The sequence below is a fragment of the Actinomadura rudentiformis genome, assembly GCF_008923185.1.
GTDB classification, from domain to species: Bacteria; Actinomycetota; Actinomycetes; order Streptosporangiales; family Streptosporangiaceae; genus Spirillospora; species Spirillospora rudentiformis.
The window spans coordinates 211957-233976 of sequence record NZ_WBMT01000005.1; the positions used below are offsets into that span (position 1 = coordinate 211957).

At 70.8% G+C, this 22020-nt stretch carries 18 protein-coding genes; 7 read left to right on the top strand and 11 right to left on the bottom strand.

Going from position 1 to position 22020, the window contains the following annotated elements; all coding sequences use genetic code 11:
- Positions 1-16 precede the first annotated feature (16 nt).
- The 10 genes from F8566_RS12360 to F8566_RS12405 form a co-directional block, all read right to left on the bottom strand.
- Positions 17-1444, bottom strand: a complete 1428-nt coding sequence (locus tag F8566_RS12360) for a GH1 family beta-glucosidase (RefSeq protein ID WP_151560328.1) — start codon at positions 1442-1444, stop codon at positions 17-19.
- Positions 1441-2328 carry a carbohydrate ABC transporter permease gene (locus F8566_RS12365; protein ID WP_151560329.1) on the bottom strand — a complete coding sequence of 296 codons (888 nt, stop codon included), beginning with the start codon at positions 2326-2328 and terminating at the stop codon, positions 1441-1443. Before F8566_RS12365 ends, F8566_RS12360 begins: the two co-directional genes overlap by 4 nt.
- On the bottom strand, positions 2325-3308 hold the full coding sequence (locus F8566_RS12370; protein WP_151560330.1) for a carbohydrate ABC transporter permease: 984 nt from the start codon (positions 3306-3308) through the stop codon (positions 2325-2327). The genes F8566_RS12365 and F8566_RS12370 overlap by 4 nt, the downstream gene beginning before the upstream one ends.
- Positions 3309-3457: 149 nt before the next feature.
- The gene (locus tag F8566_RS12375) at positions 3458-4759 is read right to left on the bottom strand and encodes an ABC transporter substrate-binding protein (RefSeq protein ID WP_151560331.1); all 1302 of its coding nucleotides are present in this window, start codon (positions 4757-4759) and stop codon (positions 3458-3460) included.
- 148 nt (positions 4760-4907) lie between these two features.
- On the bottom strand, positions 4908-5933 hold the full coding sequence (locus F8566_RS12380) for a LacI family DNA-binding transcriptional regulator (protein WP_151560332.1): 1026 nt from the start codon (positions 5931-5933) through the stop codon (positions 4908-4910).
- A 55-nt stretch (positions 5934-5988) separates the two neighbouring features.
- Complete coding sequence (locus F8566_RS12385; RefSeq protein ID WP_151560333.1) at positions 5989-7653, bottom strand: glycoside hydrolase family 13 protein; 1665 nt, start codon at positions 7651-7653, stop codon at positions 5989-5991.
- Between the two features lie 9 nt (positions 7654-7662).
- Entirely contained in the window at positions 7663-8526 is an 864-nt protein-coding gene (locus F8566_RS12390) for a sugar ABC transporter permease (RefSeq protein ID WP_151560334.1), read from the bottom strand.
- Complete coding sequence (locus F8566_RS12395) at positions 8523-9455, bottom strand: carbohydrate ABC transporter permease (protein WP_151560335.1); 933 nt, start codon at positions 9453-9455, stop codon at positions 8523-8525. The genes F8566_RS12390 and F8566_RS12395 overlap by 4 nt, the downstream gene beginning before the upstream one ends.
- Positions 9455-10735, bottom strand: coding sequence for an extracellular solute-binding protein (locus tag F8566_RS12400; protein WP_151560336.1), 1281 nt, complete (start codon positions 10733-10735; stop codon positions 9455-9457). Before F8566_RS12400 ends, F8566_RS12395 begins: the two co-directional genes overlap by 1 nt.
- A 199-nt stretch (positions 10736-10934) precedes the next feature.
- On the bottom strand, positions 10935-12047 hold the full coding sequence (locus tag F8566_RS12405; RefSeq protein WP_151560337.1) for an ROK family transcriptional regulator: 1113 nt from the start codon (positions 12045-12047) through the stop codon (positions 10935-10937).
- A 119-nt stretch (positions 12048-12166) separates the two neighbouring features.
- Here F8566_RS12405 and edd point away from each other — a divergent pair, with 119 nt between their 5' ends.
- The 5 genes from edd (at position 12167) to F8566_RS12430 (ending at position 17369) form a co-directional block, all read left to right on the top strand.
- Positions 12167-13987 carry a phosphogluconate dehydratase gene (gene edd, locus F8566_RS12410; protein WP_151560338.1) on the top strand — a complete coding sequence of 607 codons (1821 nt, stop codon included), beginning with the start codon at positions 12167-12169 and terminating at the stop codon, positions 13985-13987.
- The gene (glk, locus tag F8566_RS12415; protein ID WP_151560339.1) at positions 13984-14994 is read left to right on the top strand and encodes a glucokinase; all 1011 of its coding nucleotides are present in this window, start codon (positions 13984-13986) and stop codon (positions 14992-14994) included. Before edd ends, glk begins: the two co-directional genes overlap by 4 nt.
- Positions 14991-15620 (top strand): bifunctional 4-hydroxy-2-oxoglutarate aldolase/2-dehydro-3-deoxy-phosphogluconate aldolase, encoded by a 630-nt coding sequence (gene eda, locus F8566_RS12420; protein ID WP_151560340.1) that lies wholly within the window; start codon positions 14991-14993, stop codon positions 15618-15620. Before glk ends, eda begins: the two co-directional genes overlap by 4 nt.
- Before the next feature lie 120 nt (positions 15621-15740).
- Positions 15741-16121 (top strand): PPOX class F420-dependent oxidoreductase, encoded by a 381-nt coding sequence (locus F8566_RS12425; RefSeq protein WP_151560341.1) that lies wholly within the window; start codon positions 15741-15743, stop codon positions 16119-16121.
- Positions 16122-16163: 42 nt separating this feature from the next.
- Positions 16164-17369, top strand: a complete 1206-nt coding sequence (locus F8566_RS12430; RefSeq protein ID WP_151560342.1) for an amidohydrolase family protein — start codon at positions 16164-16166, stop codon at positions 17367-17369.
- Between the two features lie 34 nt (positions 17370-17403).
- Here F8566_RS12430 and F8566_RS12435 read toward each other — a convergent pair whose 3' ends face one another.
- A complete protein-coding gene (locus F8566_RS12435) occupies positions 17404-19959 on the bottom strand; it encodes an ABC transporter permease (protein WP_151560343.1) in 2556 nt (851 codons plus the stop codon).
- A gap of 130 nt (positions 19960-20089) precedes the next feature.
- Here F8566_RS12435 and F8566_RS12440 point away from each other — a divergent pair, with 130 nt between their 5' ends.
- Together F8566_RS12440 and F8566_RS12445 are read left to right on the top strand one after the other, a co-directional pair.
- Positions 20090-21352: a sensor histidine kinase gene (locus tag F8566_RS12440; protein ID WP_225993102.1), complete on the top strand. Its 1263-nt coding sequence runs from the start codon at positions 20090-20092 to the stop codon at positions 21350-21352.
- A complete protein-coding gene (locus tag F8566_RS12445; protein ID WP_225993103.1) occupies positions 21349-22014 on the top strand; it encodes a response regulator in 666 nt (221 codons plus the stop codon). The genes F8566_RS12440 and F8566_RS12445 overlap by 4 nt, the downstream gene beginning before the upstream one ends.
- Positions 22015-22020 lie beyond the last annotated feature (6 nt).

Here is a 22020-nt window from a genome sequence, read left to right on the forward strand (position 1 = left end):
CATCGGGCGCGGCCCGTCAACGGTGATCCGGCAATCCGCCCTGCCGGATCACTGCCGCGTACCAGCGCGCGCTGTCCTTGGGCACCCGGCGCTGCGTGGCGTAGTCGACGTGGACCAGGCCGAACCGCTTCGAGTACCCCCATGCCCATTCGAAATTATCCAGCAACGACCACGTGAAATAGCCCTGCAGCGGAACGCCCTCGGCGATGGCGGTGTGGCAGGCGCGCAGATGGGCGTCCAGGTAGGCGATGCGTTCACCGTCGTTGACGGTGCCGTCGGTGAGGGCCTCGTCGTAGCCGGCGCCGTTCTCGGTGATGTAGAGCGAGACGGGCGGGTACTCGCGGTGGAGCCGGGTCAGGACCTCATGGAGGCCGCTTTCGTCGATCTCCCAGCCCATGCCGGTGACCGGCCGCCCGCCGTCCACGAACCGCACGCGGTCGCTGCCCACCCAGGGGGAGTGGGAGGAGAACGGCGACGACACCGCCTGGGTCGCGTCGCCCGGGGTGCCGCTCACGGTGAAGCGCGAGTAGTAGTTGATCCCGAGCTGGTCGATGGGCTGGTTGATCGTCGCCAGGTCGCCCTCCTTGATGGCGACGTCGAAGTCGAGCCCCTCCAGGTCGGTCAGCACGTCCGCGGGGTAGGCGCCGCGCAGGAGCGGGTCGAGGAAGAAACGGTTCTGCATCCCGTCGATGCGGCGGGCCGCGTCGAGGTCGGCCTCCAGCTGGCTGGCCGGCGAGATCGCGTACAGGTTGACGGCGGCGCCGAACCGGTTGTCCGGGTGGCGGGCGCGCATGGCCTCCACCGCCAGCCCGTGACCGAGCATCAGGTGGTGGGCGGCGCGCAGGGACGCGGCCGGCTCCCGCCGTCCGGGCGCGTGCTCGCCGGACGCGTACCCGAGGAACGCGGCGCACCACGGCTCGTTGATGGTCATCCACTGCCGCACCCGGTCCCCGAGGGCGGCCCCGACCTGCCCGGCGTAGTCGGCGAACCGGTAGGCGGTGTCGCGTTCGGGCCAGCCCCCCGCGTCCTCCAGCTCTTGCGGCAGGTCCCAGTGGTAGAGCGTGGGCCAGGGTTCGATCCCCGCCTCCAGCAGGGCGTCCACCAGCCGCTGGTAGAAGTCGATGCCCGCCTGGTTCAGCTTGCCCGCGCCGGACGGCTGGACCCGCGGCCACGAGATCGAGAACCGGTAGGCGGTGAGACCCAGGTCGGCCATGAGCGCCACGTCGTCGCGGAACCGGTGGTAGTGGTCGACGGCCACGTCACCGTTCTCGCCGTTCAGGACCTTGCCGGGCGTGCGGCAGAAGGTGTCCCAGATCGACGGTCCGCGGCCGTCCTCGGCGGCGGCGCCCTCGATCTGGTAGGCCGCGGTGGCGGCTCCCCAGCGGAACCCCGCGGGGAAAGCGGCGACCGGCGACGCGCTGTTGCTGTGCTGTACTGAGGTCACGCCTTGATCGCACCTTCCATGATTCCGCCGATGATCTGGCGGCCGAACACGACGAACACGATGAGGAGCGGGAGGATCGCGATGGTCGTCCCGGCGAACATCAGCGTGTAGTCCTTGAAGTAGGCGTTGGCCAGGTTGTTGATGGACAACTGCACGGTGGGGTTGTCGGGCGTCAGCACCGCCAGCGGCCACATGAACTCGTTCCAGGTCTGCATGAACGTGAACAGCCCGAGCACGCCCGCCGCGGGCCGCAACGCGGGCAGGACGACCCGCCAGTAGATGCCGAACGTCGTGCAGCCGTCGACGCGGGCCGCCTCGATCAGCTCGTCGGGCACCGCCTGGTCGGCGTACTGCCGCATCATGAACACGCCGAACCCGGTGACCAGGAACGGCACGATGACCGCCTGCAGCTGGTTCTGCCAGCCCAGCTCCACCATGATCATGTAGAGCGGGACGATGCCCATCTGCACCGGGATCATCATCGTGGCGATGATCGTCAGCAGCAGCCCGTTCTTGCCGCGGAAGCGCAGCTTGGCGAACGCGAAACCGGCCAGCGAGGCGAAGAACACCGTCGAGATCGTCACCGCGCCGGAGGCGATGAACGAGTTGATCAGGCCCTTGGCGAAGTAGACGTCCTCGGTGCCGAACAGGCGGCTCACGTTGTCGCCGAACTTTCCGCCCGGCAGGACCGGCGGCGGCACATCCGAGACGACGTCGTTCGTGCGCGTCGCCACGACGATCATCCAGTAGATCGGGAAGAGGGACAGCACCAGCGCCGCCATCAGCGTGATGTAGGTGAGCGGGCTGGCGTCCCAGAGGCCGCGCAGGCGACGCGCCGGGGTCCGCCCGGACCGGCCGCGCGTGGGGAGCGTGCGCGTGGTCATTTGGTCCCTCCGGTGCGCCGCACGAACAGGAAGTTGAGCAGGGAGAAGACGATGATGAGGAGGAAGAGCGCCCAGGCGACGGTGGCGCCGTAGCCGTACCGGTCATGGCCGAACGCGTTGTCGAACATGTACATCGTCACGGTCTGGAACTGGTGGACCGGGCCGCCGTCCATGCGGTTGGGGGTGCCGACGCTGAACAACACCGGCTCGGTGAACAGCTGCAGCCCGCCGATGGTGGAGATGATCACCGTGAAGATGATCGTGGGCCGCAACATCGGCACGGTGATCTGCCAGAACTGCCGGATCCGGGAGGCCCCGTCGATCGACGCCGCCTCGTACAGGTCCTTGGGGATCGCCTGCATGGCGGCCAGGTAGATGAGCGCGTTGTAGCCGATCCAGCGCCAGTTGACCATCGCCGAGATCGCCACCCACGACCAGCCGCGGTTCCCCTGCCAGTCGATCGCGCCGATGCCGACCAGGTCCAGGCCCCAGTTGACGAATCCGAAGTCACGGTCGAAGAGCTGGGTGAACACGATCGCGACGGCGGCGGTCGAGGTGATGAGCGGCGCGACCATCCCGATGCGGAACAGCGTGGGCGACCGCATCCGCCGGTTGAGCGCGTTCGCGAGGAAGAGCGCCAGCAGCAGCTGCGGAACAGTCGACAGCACGAAGATGCCGATCGTGTTGACCACGGCGTGCCAGAAGTCCTCGTCGCCGAGGAGATAGCTGTAGTTGTCGAGGCCGACCCACTTGCGCGTCCCGGAGGCGAGCCCCCAGTCGTGCAGGGAGACCCAGAGCGTGTAGAGGAGCGGGAACGCACCGAAGACCAGGAAGACCAGGTAGAACGGCGAGATGAAGATATAAGGGGAGGCCTTCAGGTCGAACCGGGCCAGGCGGGATCGCCATGACCGGCGCGGGTCCTGCGGCTCTGCGGCCTTCGGCGGGCCGCCGTTCCGGGTGGGGCGAAGGTCCACGCTCATACGCCCTCCTTTCGACGTGTCGGGTTCGACGTGTGGGGGTGACGTGTGGGGGCGGCGGTGGGGCCGGATCGTCCTGCTCGATCACGGCACCACCGCCGCGGCTTGGATGTGCCTGGGGAGGTCCCCGGCGGATTTCCCTTGCGGAGGAACTACCTGGCGGCCTTCTTGGCGGCCTCGACCGCCTTGGCCCAGGCCTCCTCGGGCTTGATCTTGCCCTGGCCGACCGCGATCAGGACGTTCTCGACCGCCGACCGCACGTCCTCGTTCTTCGGGCCGAGGTAGACGGGCTTCACCTGGGCGGCCATGTCGCCGAAGATCTTGCCGACCGGGGCGTCACTGAAGTAGGCGCTCTTGCTGCCGGACACCGTCGGGTCCTGGGCCGCCTGCGGCGACGAGGGGAAGACGTTCTTGTCCTTGTAGGCGGCCGCCTGCCCCTGCGGGTTGGTCAGGAACTTGGCGAGGTCGGCTGCCTCCTTGGGGTGCTTGGTCTGCTTGGGCACCGCCAGCCACGAGCCGCCCCAGTAGCCGCTGCCACCCGGGACCGCCGCGACGTCCCACTTGCCCTTGCCGAAGCCCGCGGAGAACTCCTCGATGCCGCCGAGCATCCAGGACGGGCACGGGATCGTGGCGAACGTGTCGCGCTTGAGCGCCGTCTGCCACGGCGGCGTGAAGATCGACATGTCCGAGGTCATCTTGGCCTGCTCGAACTTCAGCGCCGTGTCGAACGCGGTCTTGATGGCCGGGTTGGTGTCGAAGACCAGGTTGTTGCTCTTGTCGAAGAAGCTGTAGCCCGGTCCGGCACCGGAGTTCTGCAGCACGGTCGTACGGAAGATCGCGGTCGGTCCGTCGAGCCACTTGCTCCCGGACACCTTGCCCGTGAACTTCTGCCCGGCCTGGAAGTAGGCGTCCCAGGTCGGCCAGAGCTTGGAGACCTCGTCCCGCTCGGTCGGGAGGCCCGCCTTCTTGAACAGGTCCTTCCGGTAGCACATGCCGAGCGGCCCGATGTCAGTGCCGAGGCCGACGAGGTGCTGCCCGTCCGGGCTGACGCCCATCTGCCACTTCCAGGGCAGGAAGTTGTTCTGCAGCGACCGGCCGCCGTGGTCGAAGAGGTTGACGAACTTGTTCTTCTGCTGCATGTAGAGCGGGAGGATGCCCTCTTCGAGCGCGACGATGTCGCCGGCGCCGCTGTTGGTCGCGATCCACTGCTGGATACGCGGCTTGTAGTTGTCGAGCGTGTCGACCTTGCGCTGCTTGATCTTGACGTTCGGGTGCGCCGCCTCGTACTGCTTGTAGAGCTGGTCGTAACCGAACTCGCCGAAAATGTCGACGGTCAGCTCGATGTTGCCGCCCGCCTTGTCGCCGCCGTCGTCGTCGCCACCGCAGCCGGCCGCCGCCACCGCCAGCAGCCCGGCCAGTACGGTGGCGATCCCTGTTGTCAGCCCGCGTCTCATTCCCCGGACCCCTCTCGCCTCGATCACTTGTGGGAGCGCTCCCACGAAGGAAAGACCGTGAGCCATGTCACTGTCAAGTTGTCGCAACGCAACCGTTACTTACCGGTCGCGCCCCACCGGGGATCCGGCGCAGGGATCAGAGGAGCCGTCAGCGGGAGGCGGCGGCCACGGGCGCGGGCGCGGTGGAACGGCGAACGACGAGCTCAGGCCGGTGGAGCAGTTCGGCGCGCGGTGCCCGGGTGCCCCCGATCTCCTCCAGCAGGTTGGCCACCGCCGCCAGTCCCATCTCACGGACCGGCTGGCGGACGGTGGTCAGCGGCGGATCGAGAAAGGCGGTCATCGGTGAGTCGTCGAAGCCGACGACCGAGACGTCCTCGGGCACCCGCAGTCCCCGCTGCCGCACGCCCCGGATCGCGCCGATGGCGATGATGTCGCTGCCGCAGCAGATCGCGGTGGCGCCGCGGTCGATGAGCTCCTGCGCCGCGGCCTGGCCGCCCTCCACGGTGAACAGGGTGTTGACGATGAGGTCGTCCACGTCGGTGGCGCCCAGCTGCTCCTGCATGCCGCGGCGGAATCCCTCGGTCTTGCGGATCGAGGGCACGAACCGTGACTGGCCGGCCGCCAGGCCGATGCGGCGGTGCCCGAGCGCGGCGAGGTGCGCGACGGCCATCTCCAGCGAGACGGTGTCGTCGTTGGAGATGAACGGACCGCGGATCTCGGACCGGAAGCCGTTGATCAGCACGATCGGCAGGCCGCGGTCGATCAGGCGGGTGTAGCGCGACGGATCGGACTGGGAGTCGGCGTGCTCGCCGTTGACGAAGATGATGCCTGCGACTCCGCGTTCGAGCAGCAGCTCGGTGTAGTCGTCCTCGCGGATGCCGCCGGGCGTCATCGTGCACAACACCGCCGCGTAGCCCGACAACGCCAGCGCGTTCTCGATGACCTGCGCGAACGCCGGGAAGATCGGATTGCTGAGCTCGGGCACGATCAGGCCGATCAGCCCGGCCCGCTGCGACCGCAGCCGGGCCGGGCGCTCGTAGCCCAGGACGTCGAGCGTGGTGAGCACCGCCTGCCGGGTCCCCGCCGCCACGCCCGGCTTGCCGTTGAGCACCCGGCTCACGGTCGCCTCGCTGACCCCCGCGTGGGCCGCGATATCGGCCAGGCGCATCGTCATGGGCATTAACTTACCTTTCCCGTTCGCTGTCTCCCCGGTCACTGACCGGGCACTTTCACTGACCGGACATGGCCTCGCACCAGACGGCGGTGTCGGGCGGCAGGACGAGGCGGTCACCGTCCGGGCGGACCGGCGCGCTCGCCAGGAGTGGCCGGCCGTACGCGGGCACGCGCACCGTGTCCTGGCCGAGGTTGACCGCGCAGACCAGCCGCCGCCCGCCCGTGCCCTCGCTTGCGCCCGTGCCGTCCGCGGCCGTGCCGCGTTCGAAGACCAGCGCGCCATCGGGGGCGGGGAGCCAGCGCAGCGTTCCGTCGCCGAGCGCGGGGTGCTCCCGCCTGATCCGCAGCGCCGCCCGGTAGAGCGCGAGCATCGACTCCGGGTCGGCCTCCTGCCGTTCCACCGTGAGGTCTCGCCAGCCCTCGGGCATGGGCAGCCAGCTGGAGCCCGGCCCGAAGCCGAACGGCGGCGCGTCGCCCGACCAGGGGAGCGGCACCCGGCATCCGTCGCGTCCCGACTCGGGATCGCGGCCGCGCTGCGGGTCCTGGAGGTACTCCTCGGGCAGGTCGAGTACTTCGGCGAGCCCCAGTTCCTCGCCCTGGTAGACGTACGCCGAGCCGGGCAGCGCCAGCATCAGCAGCGCGGCGGCACGGGCCCGCCGGACGCCGACCTCGCCGTCGCCGTACCGGGTGACGTGCCGCTTGACATCGTGGTTGGACAACACCCAGGTGCTGGGGGCGCCGACCCGGTCGACCGTGCGCAGCGACTCCTCGATGACGGCGCGCTTGTCGCGGGCGCTCCAGTCTGCGGTCAGGTAGTGGAAGTTGAACGCCTGGTGCAGTTCGTCCGGCCGCACGTAGTCGGCCAGGCGTTCCTGCGTCGGCGCCCACGCCTCCGCCACGCCGATCCGTTCGCCCTCGTAGGAGTCCAGCAGCCGCCGCCACCCGCGGTGGATGTCGTGCACGCCGTCCTGGTCGAAGTACGGCAGCACCTCCCGGCCCAGCATGGAGATCTGGTCGGTGTAGCCGAGGTCGGGCAGGCCGGGCGCCTTGACCATGCCGTGCGCGACGTCGATGCGGAAACCGTCCACGCCCAGGTCGAGCCAGAACCGCAGCACGTCGTCGAACTCGCGGTGGACCTCGGGATTCTCCCAGTTGAGATCGGGCTGCTCGGGGGCGAAGAGGTGCAGGTACCACTGGCCGTCGGGCACCCGGGTCCAGGCGGGTCCGCCGAAGACCGACTCCCAGTCGTTGGGCGGTTCGGCGCCGTCCGGCCCGCGCCCGTCGCGGAAGACGTACCGTGCCCGCTCCGGCCCGCCCGGCGCCGCCTCCAGCGCCTCCTGGAACCAGGCGTGCATGTCGGAACTGTGATTGGGCACCACGTCCACGATGATCCGCATGCCGTGCTCGTGAACGTCGCGCACCAGCGCCCGCGCGTCGTTCAGCGAGCCGAAGATCGGGTCCACGTCCCGGTAGTCGGCGACGTCGTAGCCGAAGTCGGCCATCGGCGACGTGTAGAACGGCGTGAGCCAGAGCGCGTCCACACCCAGCTCGGCGAGATAGGGCAGCCGGCTGCGGATGCCCGCCAGGTCGCCGATGCCGTCGCCGTCGGAGTCGGCGAAGCTGCGGACGTAGACCTGGTAGATCACCGCGTCCCGCCACCACCGGGTACCCGTGGCGGGCACGGCGGCGGTCGTGGACACGGTCGTGCTGTGCTGTGTCATCGGGTCCTTTCAGGACTTGGAGGCGCCGGCGGTCAGGCCGGTCACCAGGTGCCGCTGCACGGCGAGGAACACCGCGCCGGCCGGGATCGTGATGAGGACCGCCGCCGCGGTCAGCCAGCCCCACTCGGCGCGGGTCTGGCTCACGAACTGCTGCAGGCCGGGCGCGAGCGTGTAGTGGTCGTCGCCGGTCATGAACGCCGTCGCGTAGGCGACCTCGCCCCAGGCGGTGATGAACGAGTAGAACGCGGCGACGGCCAGGCCCGGCTTGGCCAGCGGCAGGATCAGCCGGAAGAACGCGCCGAACGGGGTCAGCCCGTCGATCTGCCCGGCCTGGTCGATCTCCGTCGGGATCGTGTCGAAGTAGCCCTTCATCATCCAGGCGCTGAACGGCACCGCCACGGTCAGGTAGGCGACGACCAGGCCCGGATACTGGTTGATCAGGCCGAGCCTGCCCAGCAGATTGTAGAGCGGCACGATCAGGACGGCGACCGGGAACATCTGGGTGACCAGCAACAACCACAGGATCGTACGGAGCCCGGCGAACCGGAACCGGCTGATCGCGTACCCGGTGGACGCCGCGATCAGCACCCCGATCACCATCGTCATGCCCGCCACCAGCACCGAGTTGAGCAGCCAGCGCGGGAACGAGGTCTCGGTCAGCACGTAGCGGTAGTTGTCCAGCGTCGGCTGGTCGAAGAACCGCACGTCGCTGGAGATCCAGGCGCCCTTGGGCTTGAACGAGGTCAGCGCCAGCCACGCCAGCGGGATCAGCGAGATCGCGCTGGCCGTGAGCAGAGCGGCATGCAGCCCGACGGAGGCGACCACGCTGCGCTTTTTCCCCTCACGGAGCTTTTTCCCATCACGGGTGCTCATCCCCAGACCTCCCCGTGCTTGCGGAGCGAGCGGCGGTAGGCCCAGGCCATGATGACCAGCAGGGCGAGGATCACCAGGCCGTTGGCGGCGGCGCCGCTGTAGTCCCGGATCCCGGTGAAGGCGTCCCGGTACGCGGCCGTCACCAGGATCTCGGTGGCGCTGTCGGGACCGCCCCGGGTGAGCAGGAAGATCACCGGGAACTGGTTGAACGTCCAGATCGTGCCGATGAGGATCACGGTCTGGCTGACCGGCCGCAACATCGGCAGCGTGATGTTGCGGAACTGCTGCCACGCCGACGCGCCGTCCACGCGGGACGCCTCGTACAGCTCGCCCGGGATCGACTGCAGCCCGCCCAGCAGCGCCACCATGTTGAACGCCACGCCGAGCCACACGTTCACCGTGATGACCGAGATCTTGGCCATCGTCGGATCGTCCAGCCAGTTCACCGCGGGGAGCCCGGCCGCCCGCAACATGCCGTTGGCCAGGCCGAAGTCGTGGTTGAGCAGGTAGCGCCAGATGAACGTGGACACGAACGCCGGCGCGGCCCACGGCAACACCAGGAGCATCCGGTAGACGCCCCGGAACCGCACGCGCCGGTTGAGCAGCATCGCCAACCCGAGCCCGATGCTCACGTGCAGGAAGACGCAGGCCAGGGTCCACAGCGCGGTCCAGCCGAGCCGGAGCCAGAACGTGTCGTCCTGCATGATCTGCAGGTAGTTGTCCAGGCCGACGAACGAGTAGGTGGCCGGGATCTCGTTCATCCCGATCGTCCGGCCCACGTTCGCCTCGTTAGCGTCGGTCAGCGACAGGTAGACGCCGCGGACCAGGGGGTACCCGACGAGTACCCCCATGACGATGGCCACCGGGGCCACCATGGTCCACGCGTACCAGTGCGCCGAGGTCCAGCGCTTCCTGGTGAAGGGGCGCATCAGCCCCAGCCCTTGAGAAGGCCGCGGTACTTGCCGTCCACCGTCTTGGCGGCGCCCGCGGCGTCGGTGTTGCCGCTCACCATGCCCTGGTAGGCCTGCACGAGGGGCTCGAACAGCTGGCCGCCCTCGGGGATCCACGCCCGCGGCACGGCGGTGTCGACGATCGGCTTCCAGGTGTTGACCAGCTCGCTGTTCTTGACCTCCGGCACGGCGTAGGCGGACGTGCGCGTCGGCAGCAGCCCCAGCTTGCCGGCGATCTTCGCCTGGCTCTCGGTGGAGGCCATGAAACGCACGAAGGCGTACGAGGCGTCCAGGTTCTTGGAGCCGGCGTAGACGGTGTAGTCATGCCCGCCGGTCGGCGCCGCCGCCTTCGCCGAACCCGCCGGCACCGGCGCCACGCCGAGGTTGGCCTTGTCCTTGAACGCCGAGCCCTTGAGCGCGTCGGTCGCCGACCACGGGCCGTTGTAGATCATCGCGGTCCTGCCCTCCTTGAGGGCGGTGATGGCCGCGGTGTAGCTGTCGGTGATGGCGGGCTTGGGAGCGGCGCCCGACGTCATCAGGTCCTCCACGACCTTGAGCCCGGCCACGCTCTGCGGGGAGTTGATCGTGATCTTCTTGCTGCCCGCGTCCACCAGGTCGCCGCCCTCGCCGTAGATGAACGGCAGCAGGAAGTAGGCGTCCACGTTCAGCGTCAGCCCGGTCTTGCCCGTCTTGGACTTGACGTCCAGCGCGGTCTGCTTGAGCTCGGCGATGGTCTTGGGCGGGGTGTCGTGCCCGGCCTTCTTGAGCAGGTCCTTGTTGTAGAGCAGGCCGAGCGAGTCGGTCACCTGCGGCACGCCCCACGTCTTGCCGTTGTACTTCACGCTCCCCGCCGGCGCGGCGAGGAAGTCGTCGGGCTTGTCGAGCGCGTACGTTCCGTCCAGCGGCGCGAGGTAGCCCAGCGAGGCGAACTCGGTCATCCAGCCGACATCGGTGCGCAGCACGTCGGGCGCGCCCGACCCGCTCTGCGCGGCGGTCTTGAACTTGTTCTGCGCCTCGCCGAACGGCACGTTGATGTAGTTGACCGTGACCTTCGGGTGCTTGGCCTTGAACTCGGCGATGAGCTCCTTGAACGCGGGGCCCTCCACCGCCGCGTCCGAGGTGTCCCAGTAGGTCACCGTGCCGCTGACGGTCGCCGGGTCGATGGACGTGCCGGACTGGGGCTTGTCGCCACCGCCGCCGCAGGCGGCAAGAGCGAACGCAAGACAGGCGGCAATGCCTGCCAGGGGGGTGCGCCGCATCGTTCCTCCTTGTCAAGGGGCCGGTGACCGGCCCGTCGGGTGGAGGACGGTAGCAACGCCCTTGCAAACCGGTAAATCCCTTGCAGAAACTTTCAGAAAGATCGTGCTCATTCTGTTATCAAGATCACACACGCGTGCAGCCTGAAAGAACGGGTGCAGCCCGAAGAAACGGCCCTGCAGGCCGGAGTGCCGGTGTGGCTCAGGGAGTGGGAAGGGTGGCGTCCACGGCCTCGGGGGTGAGGATGTGGTCGAGGACCATCGCGGCGCAGCCGCTGAGGCCGGCGCGGTCGCCGAGGCGGCTGGGCTCGATGCGGAGACGCCGGGTCGCCAGGGCGGTGGCGCGCTGGTAGACGACCTCGCGGACGCCCGCGATCAGGGGCTCGTAGGCGCCGGTGAGGTCGCCGCCGAGGACGACGACGGCGGGGTTGAGGAGGTTGACGGCCGCGGCGATGACCTCGCCGATGCGGCGGCCGGCATCGCGGACGAGGGCGACCGTCGCGGGGTCTCCGTCGCGGGCGAGGGCGGAGAACGCGGCGAGGTCGGAGGCGCCTGAGCGCGCGAGGAGGGCGGCGCCGCCCGCGACGGCCTCGACGCAGTCGAGGTTGCCGCAGCGGCAGGCGGTGCCGTCGCCGTCCTGGACGGGGATGTGGCCGATCTCCCCGGCGGCGCCCAGCGCGCCGCGCTGGATCCGGCCGCCGGTGATGAGGCCGGCGCCGATGCCGGTGGAGACCTTGACGAACAGGAGGTCGCCGAGCTCGGGGTAGGCCGCGCGGTGCTCGCCGAGGGCCGCGATGTTGACCTCGTTGTCCAGGAACGCCGGGACGCCGAAACGGTCGTCGATGGCGGGACGGATGGGGGTGCCGTCCCATTCCGCGGCGGCGAACTCGACCGTGCCGGGGATGCCGATGCCCGCGCCCCGGACGGTGGCGGAAGGCAGACCGGCCTTGGTCAGGAGTTCGTCCCACTGGTCGAGAAGGGCGGGGAGCGTGCGGGTCGATTGCTGCTCGAACGGAGCCTGGAGGAGGACCTCGCCGGAAAGGTCGCAGATGGCGGCCTGGCCTCGGGACTTGCCCAGGTTGGCGACGAGGACGGTGCCGCCGGCGGCGTTGAACTCCAGCCGGGCCGGTGGGCGGCCGCCGGTGGAGGGGCCGTCGGCGCGTTCGACCAGGAGGCCGCCCGCGATCAGCTCGTTCACCCGGAGGGCGATGGCGGGGCGGGACAGGCCGGTGAGCCTGGCCAGCTCGGCGCGGGTGTCGACGCCCTCCTCGCGGATCAGCCGGAGCACGTCGCCGCTGGTGGACGGGCGGCGCATCCGATCAGTGAAGCACGGGCGACTTCGGCATGTCGAGCCGATCAAGTTCATGACTTAGGTAAGTTTTCCTTCGTAAGTGGGTTGTTTCGATGGCGTAAGTGCCGGTAGTTTTCTGGTACATGAGCCTTCATCCGGTGGTCGAGCAGGTCACACGGCGTATCTCCGAGCGCAGCGCCGATCGGCGGGCGTCGTATCTGGCGCGGATCCAGAACGCGCGGACCACCGGTCCCGCCCGGGGCGGCCTGGGGTGCGCCAATCTCGCGCACGGGTTCGCGGCGTGCGGGCCGCTGGAGAAGCTCCAGCTCCGCGGGAACGTGACGCCGAACGTGGCGATCGTGTCCTCGTACAACGACATGCTCTCGGCGCACCAGCCGCTCAAGGACTACCCGGACATCCTCAAGGCGGCCATCGCCGACGCGGGCGGCACGGCGCAGTTCGCCGGGGGAGTGCCCGCCATGTGCGACGGCATCACCCAGGGGCGCGCCGGGATGGAGCTGTCGCTCTTCAGCCGGGATGTCGTGGCCATGGCGACCGCGGTCGCGCTGTCGCACGACATGTTCGACGCGGCGCTGCTGCTCGGGGTGTGCGACAAGATCGTGCCCGGGCTGGTGATCGGGGCGCTGTCGTTCGGCCATCTGCCGGTGATCCTCGTGCCCGCCGGGCCGATGCACTCCGGGTTGCCGAACGCGGAGAAGGCCAAGGTCCGCAAGCGCTACGCGGCGGGCGAGGCCGATCGGGACGAGCTCCTGGCCGCGGAGGCCGCCTCGTACCACTCGGCGGGCACCTGCACGTTCTACGGGACGGCCAACTCCAACCAGCTCCTGATGGAGGTCATGGGCCTGCACCTGCCGGGCGCCAGCTTCGTCCCGCCGGGCACCGAGCTGCGGCAGGCGCTCACGGCCGAGGCGGGACGGCGGGTGCTGGAGCTCACCGACCTGCGGGGCGAGGCCTACACCCCGATCGGCGAGCTGCTGGACGAGCGGGCCTTCGTGAACGGCGTGGTGGCCCTGCTCGCCACCGGCGGCTCCACCAACCACACGCTCCACCTGGTCGCCATGGCCGCCGCCGCGGGCATCGAGCTGACCTGGGACGACTTCGACGAACTGTCGGCGGTCACGCCGCTGCTCACCCGGCTCTATCCCAACGGCACCGCCGACATCAATCACTTCCACGCCGCGGGCGGCACCGCGTTCCTGATCGGGGAGCTGCTGGACGCCGGGCTGCTGCATGAGGACGCGCGTACGGTCGGGGGCGGTGACCTTGCCGCCTACCGGGAGGCTCCGGCGCTGGGCGAGCAGGGCCTCGTCTGGCAGCACGCGCCGCGCCTGTCGGGTGACACCGCCGTGCTGCGCCCGGTGCGCGAGCCGTTCGACGAGCACGGCGGCCTGCACACGGTCGACGGCAACCTCGGCCGCGCCGTCGTCAAGGTGTCGGCCGTACCGGAGGAGTGCCGCCTGATTGAGGCCCCCGCCCGGGTCTTTGAGACACAGGAACAACTGCAGGAGGCGTTCGCCGCGGGCGAGCTGGAACGGGACATGGTCGCGGTGGTCCGCTACCAGGGTCCGCGTGCCAACGGCATGCCCGAGCTGCACCGGCTCACCCCGCCGCTGGCGGTGCTCCAGGACCGCGGCCACAAGGTCGCGCTCGTGACCGACGGACGGATGTCGGGTGCGTCGGGCGCGGTGCCCGCCGCCATCCACGTCTCCCCGGAGGCGGCCGCGGGCGGGCCCCTCGCCAGGGTCCGCGACGGCGATGTCATCAGGCTGGACGCCGACAAGGGACTGCTGGAGGTTCTGGTGCCGGATGAGGAGTTCGCCGAACGGGCGCCCAGCGGGCGCGCGCCCGCCGAGGACGAGTGGACGGGCACCGGCCGGGAGCTCTTCCACGCGTTCCGCCAGGCCGTCGGCCCGGCCGAGCGCGGCGCCGGAGTCTTCGGATGAGCCCCGCCGGATCCGCGCACGGCGCCGCGCATCCCTGGCTGGTCGCCGACGTCGGCGGCACCAACGCCCGCTTCGCGCTGGTGGAGGAGCCGGGCGCGGCGCCGAGCCGCATCGGCACGCTCGCCAGCCGTGACCACGCCGGGCTGGCGGAGGCCGCCGCGACCTACCTCGCCGAGCACGCTGAGGGGACTCAGCCGGGCGCGGCCTGCCTCGCGGTCGCCGGGCCGGTGGTCGGCGGGCGTTTCCGGCTCACCAACGCGGACTGGGAGCCGGACACCGCCGAACGGGTGGGAGCCCACCTCGGCCTGGCCCATGTCGAAGTGCTCAACGACTTCGAGGCGCTCGCCCTGTCCCTGCCGCATATCGGTGAGGCCGACCTCCGCCCCGTGGGCGGACGGGACCTGCCGATCCGGGACGGCTCGGCGCCGCTGTCGGTGCTGGGGCCCGGGACCGGGCTCGGCATGGCGGGACTGATCCCCACGCCCGGCGGATGGGTGCCGCTGCCCGGCGAGGGCGGCCAGGTGGACGTGCCCGCCGGCACCGACCGCGAGGTCGAGGTCATGCGGCTGCTCCGCGCCGAGCAGGGCGCGGCGAACGCCGAGTTCCTGCTGTCCGGAGACGGACTGGCCCGGCTCTACCGGCTGCTCGCGACGGTCCACGGCGACCGGGTCGAACCCCTCACGGCCGCCGAGATCTGCGTCCGGCGCGACAAGCTCTGCGTCGAGACGATCGAGATGTTCTGCGCGCTGCTGGGTGCGTTCGCGGGCAACGCGGCCCTCACCTTGGGCGCGCGAGGCGGCGTCTACCTGGGCGGCGGTATCCTCCCGCGGATCGCCGACGTGCTCGAATCCAGCGATTTCCGGCGGCGCTTCGAGGCCAAGCCCCGGGTGGAGGAGTACGTTCGAGCCATCCCCACCGCGCTGATCGTCCATCCGAATCCCGCGCTCGTCGGTGCCACCGCCCGCCTGGCGCAGACCCTCGCCACCTCGCCCCTGGAGTACGTGTGAACGCAGACCAGCTGCTCGATCTCGCCCCGGTCATCCCGGTCGTCGTGCTGGACGACGCCGACACCGCCGTGCCGCTGGCGCGCGCGCTCGTGGCGGGAGGCCTGCCGGTCATCGAGGTCACGCTGCGCACGCCCGCCGGGCTCGCCGCGATCGAGCGGATCGCCGCCGAGGTGCCGGACGCGGTCATCGGTGCCGGCACGATCGTGAGCCCCGAGGACGCGGAGAACGCGAAGAAGGCGGGTTCGCGCTTCCTGGTCAGCCCCGGTTGCACTCCCGCCCTGCGCGAGGCGATGGCCGCCACCGGCCTGCCGTTCCTGCCGGGCGTCTCCTCGGCCTCCGAGGCCATGGCGCTGCTGGAGCACGGCATCACGGTCATGAAGTTCTTCCCCGCCGAGGCGGCGGGCGGCCTGCCCTACCTGAAGGCGCTCGGCGGCCCGCTCCCGCAGATCCGGTTCTGCCCGACCGGCGGCATCACGATCGACACCGCACCCCGCTACCTGCGCCTGCCGAATGTGGGCTGCGTTGGCGGCTCCTGGCTGACGCCCTCCGACGCCCTGCGCGCCGGTGCCTGGGACAAGATCGAGGCCCTGGCCCAGGCCGCCGCCGCCCTGCGTCCGGCCCCCTGATCTGCGGCGGGTCGGCCTGACGAGTTGGCGCCCGGCAGGCCGATCCGCCGCATCCGCCCCGCATGTCACATTCGCGAGCCTCCTCCCGTCTCCAGGTCACAGACCTGAGGAGGAATCGCGATGAGCACCCCGACACTGGAGACCTTGGCCGAGCAACGCACGGTCCTGCTCACCACGTTCAAGCGGGACGGCACCCCGGTCGGCACACCGGTGAACGTCGTCGTGAAGGACGGCCGGGCCTACTTCCGTACGTATGACAAGGCTTGGAAGGCCAAGCGCCTGCGTAACAACCCGAACGTCGAGGTGGCGCACAGTAGTTACCTGGGGAAGACCAGCAGTGACGCGGTGAAGGGCCACGTGCGGCTGCTCAGCGACGCCGAGGCCAAGCCCGTCCGGCGCCTGCTCGCCCGCAAGCACCCGATCCAGCAGGGGATCGCCGTGCCGGTCCTGCACAAGCTGAAGCGCTACAAGACGCTGCACTACGAACTCATCCTCGACTGATGATCCATCTGTGCCCGATAGTGGGGGCCGGAGGTGGGACGCATGGGCGAGACGTTGCTGTGCGGTGGGCTGGTCTGGCAGCCGGGACTGGACGTGGAGAGCGCGGACATCCTGATCCGGGACGGCGTCATCGCCGCGGTCGGGGCCGGGACGGACGACTCCCCGGACGCGGCGGTCATCGACATCCCCGGGCGGCTCGTCCTGCCGGGGCTGGTCGAGGCGCACTGCCACCTCGACAAGACGCTCTACGGCGGCCCGTGGGTGCCGCACTCGGCCGGTGAGCCGCTGGCCGAACGCATCGCCAACGACCGGAACAGGCGTGGAGAGCTCGGCATCCCGGACGTCGACCGCATCACCGCGCTGCTGGAACGGATGGTCGCCGCGGGCACCTCGTACGTGCGTTCCCACACCGACGTCGATCCGGAGGTCGGGCTCCGGGGGGTCGAGGCGGTGCGGGCCGCGGCGGCACGGCTGGACGGGCGCGTCACCGTCGAGCAGGTCGCGTTCCCTCAACACGGCGTGCTCGTCAATCCCGGCACCGCCGAGCTGCTGGAAGAGGCGCTCAAGGGCGGGGTCGAGACGATCGGCGGCATCGACCCCGCCGGGTTCGACCGCGATCCGGTCGGCCAGCTCGATCTGATCTTCGGGTTGGCCGAACGGTACGGCGCCGGGATCGACATCCATCTGCACGACGGCGGCACGCTCGGCGCGTTCGAGTTCGAGCTGATCATCGAGCGGACCGAGGCGGCCGGGCTGGGCGGCCGGGTCGCGATCAGCCATGGCTACGCCCTGCCGCAGATCGACGCCGCGCCGCGCGAGCGGCTGATCGAACGGCTCGCGGCGGCGGGCGTCTCGCTGGTCACCGGTGCCGTCTACGACTTCCCCGTGCCGCCGGTGAAGAAGCTGCGCGCCGCCGGGGCGAACGTCGCGTGCGGCCATGACGGCATCCGTGACCTGTGGGGCCCGTTCGGCAGCGGCGACATGCTGGAACGGGCGATGCACCTGGCCTACCGCAACACGTTCCGGCGCGACGACGACATCGAGCTGGCGCTGGAGGCCGCCACGCACGGCGGTGCCCGGCTGCTCGGCCTGGGCGCCTACGGGATCGTCCCCGGCGCCCCGGCCGACCTCGTCGTGGTGCAGGCGGAGACGCCGGCGGCGGCCGTCGTCACCCGGCCGGTCCGTGACCTCGTCCTGAAGAACGGCCGGGTGGTCGCCCGCGACGGCGAACTCGTCCCCGCATCTTGATCACTGTCCTGCTTGATCACACTGTCCTGCTTGATCACGCCGCCTTGACGGCGTCGAGGACGTTGAGCCGGGCGGCCCGGCGGGCGGGCCAGACGGCGGCGAGCACCCCGATGACGGCCGCCACGGGGACGTAGAGCAGGAGCCGCCCGACGGGTACGGCGAGCTCGGTCACCCCGTCCTCGGCCATGGCGTTCTGGACGGTGACGCCGAAGACGACCCCGATGGCCAGGCCGAGCAGCGCGCCGAAGATCGAGATGATGACCGCCTCGTACCGGATCATCCGGCGCAGCTGGCGCCGCTGCAGCCCGACCGCGCGCAGCAGGCCGATCTCGCGGGTCCGCTCGACGACCGACAGCGCGAGCGTGTTGACGATGCCGAGGGCGGCGATGACCACCGACAGCACCAGGAGCGCCAGGATCAGCTGGAGGAAAAGGTCGATGTCCCCGGCCGCGTCGGCCTTGATGGTCTCCCGGTCCTTCACTTCGAGGTTGGGCCATGGGGCGAGAGCCGATTCCAGGCCGCGCCGGGTCGCGGCGGCGTCCGCGCCGGGGGCGAGGGTGAGGTCGATCCGGTCGATCGTCGCGTCGGGGGCGTGCGGGCGGTACGCGGCGTAGTCGATGATCATTTCTGGGGCGGGGTGGGAGATCGCCTTCTGGGCGGCGTAGACGCCGGCGACGCGGAACGCGGCCTTGGCGCCGTCCTGGAACTCTCCCTGCACCGTGGTGCCGACCTTCCACCGGTTCGCGTCTGCGGTCGTCCGGCTGACGAGGAGATCGGTGCCCTTGACGGCCGGTGTCCCCTCGTTCACCACGAGCCGGAAATGGCCGGTCAGCTCCTGCGGTCGTCCGGCTGTCGCCGTCTGCACCTTCCCGTCCAGCTTGATCTGGGCCGACCGGATCGCGACCGCGGTCCGTACGCCCGGTGCCGTGGCCACGGCCGTGAGCGCCGCGGGCCCGACCGGGGTGACCTGGCTGCGCCCGACGACGCGGTAGTCGGCGGTCAGGCCCGCCTCCAGTTGTTCGTCCACGGTGGTGGACATCGACTGGGTGATGACCGAGACCGTGCCGATCAGGGCCAGGCCGATCATGAGGGCCGAGGCGGTCGCGGCGGTCTGCCGGGGGTTGCGCAGCGCGTTCTGCCGGGACATCCTGCCGACAGCGCCGCCGAAGCGCGCCAGCGGCCAGCCGACGGCCCAGACCAGCGGGCGGCTGATGATCGGGCTCAGCGTCGTGACCCCCACGAAGAACGCCATGGCGCCGCCGCCCGCGAGAGAGAGCGCGATCTTGCCATTCCCGGCGACCAGCCCGGCGGCCATCCCGGCCGTGCCCACCGCGATCGCGGCGCCGCCGGTGAGTGTGCGGACGCGCAGGGAACGTGCGGGCGTCCCGCTCTCCTCGCGGAGGGCGGCCACGGGTGGGATCTTCGCCGCGCGCCGTGCCGGGACGTACGCGGCGGCCAGCGTGACGGGGAGCCCGACCGAATAGGCGGCGATGACGGCCGAGGCGGGCACGACCGGGGTGCCGAACGGCAGTGCCTCACCAGCGACAAGCGACATCAGCTCGGCCAGCCCGAGTGCCAGGCCGCCGCCCGCGAGGAGCCCCACCGTCGCGCCGATCAGGCCGACCCCGGCGGCCTCACCGAGCACCACGCGGGTGACCTGGGAACGGCCCGCCCCGACCGCGCGCAGCAGCGCCATCTCCCGGGTGCGCTGGGCCACCAGCATCGAGAACGTGTTGAAGATGATGAACGAGCCGACGAACACCGCGATCGCGGCGAAGACCATGAGCAGCGTCCGCAGCATCGTGAGGATCTCCCGGAGCGGCTCGGCCAGCTCGTCGATGGCCTGCCGCCCGGTGATGGCCTCCAGCCCGTTCGGCAACGTCCCGGCGACCGCCTCGCGCACCCGCTCCTGGGAGACGCCGTCGGCGGCGTGCACGGTGATCCGCGTATAGCCGGGCCGTTCCATGAGCAGCCGCTGCGCCGTCCTCGGCTCGAACGCCGTGGCCGTCAGCGCGTTGGAGATCTCGCTGTCGCCGTACCGGAGGACGCCGGTCACGGTGAAGGTCTTGCTGCCGGACGCGAGCGCCACAGGTACCCGGTCGCCGACCGTGTAGTGGGCGGCGCGGGCGGTGGCGGCATCGATCACGATCTCGTCCGGCCGCCGGGGCGCCGTCCCGGACTCCAGGCGCATGAGGGACAGGTCCGGATCGGCGTTCCAGTCCATCCCGACCTGCGGCTCCGGCCCGACGATCTTGCCGTTGCGGTCGACGACGGCGGCGAACCCGCTGACCTCCCCGCGGGCCTTCGCGACGCCGTCCGCCTTGCGCACCGCCGTCAGGACCGAGGCGTCCAGCGGGCGTTCCCGGTCCCGTGCGCCCAGTTCGTCGCCGAACGCCTTCTTCGCCCGCACGACCGTGTCCGTGCCCCGGCCGAGGTCGTCGAAGGCGCTGTCGAACGAGCGGCCGAGCGTGGCCGCGAAGATCAGCGTGCCCGAGACGAACGCGACCCCGGCCACCACCGCGACCGCTGTCAGCGCCAGCCGTGCCTTGTGCGCGATCAAACTCCGGAGCGCCAGCCTTGACATCATCATGCGTCGATTCGAGCGCGGGCACCGCGCCGCGCGGCAGCGGGCAACGGATGGACCCGCACCGACGGTCGTCGCGTCCGGAAGCGACTTTCGTAGGGTGGCAGCCGCCGTCCCGGTGCGTACGGTGTTGCTTGTGCAACCAAGCCTCCCGGCCCGGCCGGTCCGCGCCGTGGTGTCCGACGCCCTGGTGGTCGCGTTCGCCGTGGCGGGCAGCCTCCTGACGGCGCTGGACGACAGGTCGATCCTGCGGCCCTATCACGGCGTGACCGGGCTCGTGCTCCTGCTGGCCGGCCTGTCCCTGTTCTTCCGCCGCCGGGCGCCGCTCACGGTCATCTGGATCACCATCGCGATCCCGGCCGTGGTGCTGGTCGTCGAGCTTCTGGCCCGGGGAACGCTGCTGTACACCCAGGGCGACATCGATGTGGAGTCGATCTCGCTGTGGCCGCCGGGCGCGATCTTCGCCGCGTACGCCGTCACCGCGTTTCCCAAGGCGGACCAGCCGGCCTGGCTCCGGGCATTGCCGATCGCCACCCTGACCCTCGTCCTCGTGGCCACCCCGAGGGTGATCCCCGACGCGGCCATTCATCCGATCGCCGGTCAGAGCACCGACTCCGACAGCGCGATGGCCTTCCGCGGCGCCGTCCTGGTCATCGGCGGCGCGCTGCTCGGCATGTACGTGTCGGCCCGCCGCCGGGTGCTCGACGGGCTGCGGGAGCGCGCCGAACGGGCGGCCGAGCAGGCCCGGGCGGAGGAACGGGCCCGGCTCGCCGCCGAGATGCACGACGTCGTGGCCCATCGCGTGACGCTGATGGTCCTGCAGGCGGGCGCCCTGCGCGTCCGCGCCCGCGACGACGAGACACGCCAGGCGGCCGAGGAGATGCGCGGCACCGGCGCCAAGGCCCTGGAAGAGCTGCGCGACGTGATCGGCCTCCTCCGCCGCACCGACGAGGGCCCGGACGACGAGGCCGGGGAGCACGGACCCCTGCCGGACCTGTCCACACTGATCGCGGAGTCGGGCTCGGTCGGCGTGCCGGTGGACCTGGACGAGCAGGGCGATCCGCCCCTGGCCTCCCCGGTCGTCGGGCGCACCGCGTACCGCATCGTGCAGGAGGCCCTCACCAACGTGCGCAAGCACGCCCCCGGCGCCCGCGTCCGTGTGAAGATCCGTTACCGTGCCGACGGCGTGCGCCTCACCGTCCTCAACTCGGCGCCGTCCCGGCCCGCCGACGGCGACCTCGCCGCCAGCGGCTCCGGCACCGGCCTGACCGGACTGGGGCAGCGGGTGGACCTGATCGGCGGCACGTTCACCGCCGATCCCACCCCCGACGGCGGCTTCCGGGTGGACGCTTCTCTCCCCGCCTTCGTCCCGACGCCCGCGCCAGAGGCCGTCACGTGAGCATCCGGGTCCTGCTGGTCGACGACGAACGCATGGTCTGCGCGCACCTGCGGACCATCCTCAGCGCGGCGGACGACATCGAGGTCGTGGACGAGGCCTATGACGGCGCCGCCGCGGTCGAGTCCGTCCTCCGGCACGGCCCGGACGTCGTGCTCATGGACCTCCGCATGCCCGGCGTGGACGGCCTGACCGCGATCGGCCGCATCGCCGCCCTCGGCAGCACCCGAGGGGGGACGACCCCCCACCCCGCCGTCGTCGCCCTCACCACGTTCGACGCCGACCACTACGTGCTCCGCGCGCTGCGCGCCGGTGCCGCCGGGTTCCTGCTGAAGTCCACGCCACCCGAGGATCTGATCGAACTCGTCCGCGTCGCCGCCGACGGGCACACGGTCATGTCGGCCGCCGCGACCCGCCGGCTGGTCGCCTCCGCCGCCGCCCGTTCCCTGGAACAGGATCGCCATCGCGCACGGATCGGTGATCTCACCGAACGCGAGACCGAGGTGCTGGCATGTCTGGGCGAGGGCCTGTCCAACGCCCAGATCGCGCGGCGCCTCCATCTCAGTGAGGCGACCGTCAAGGGCTACGTCTCCCGCCTTCTCGACAAGCTGGGCTGCGCCAACCGCACCCAGGCCGGTCTCCTCGCCCACGAGGCCGGCCTCTGACCGGTG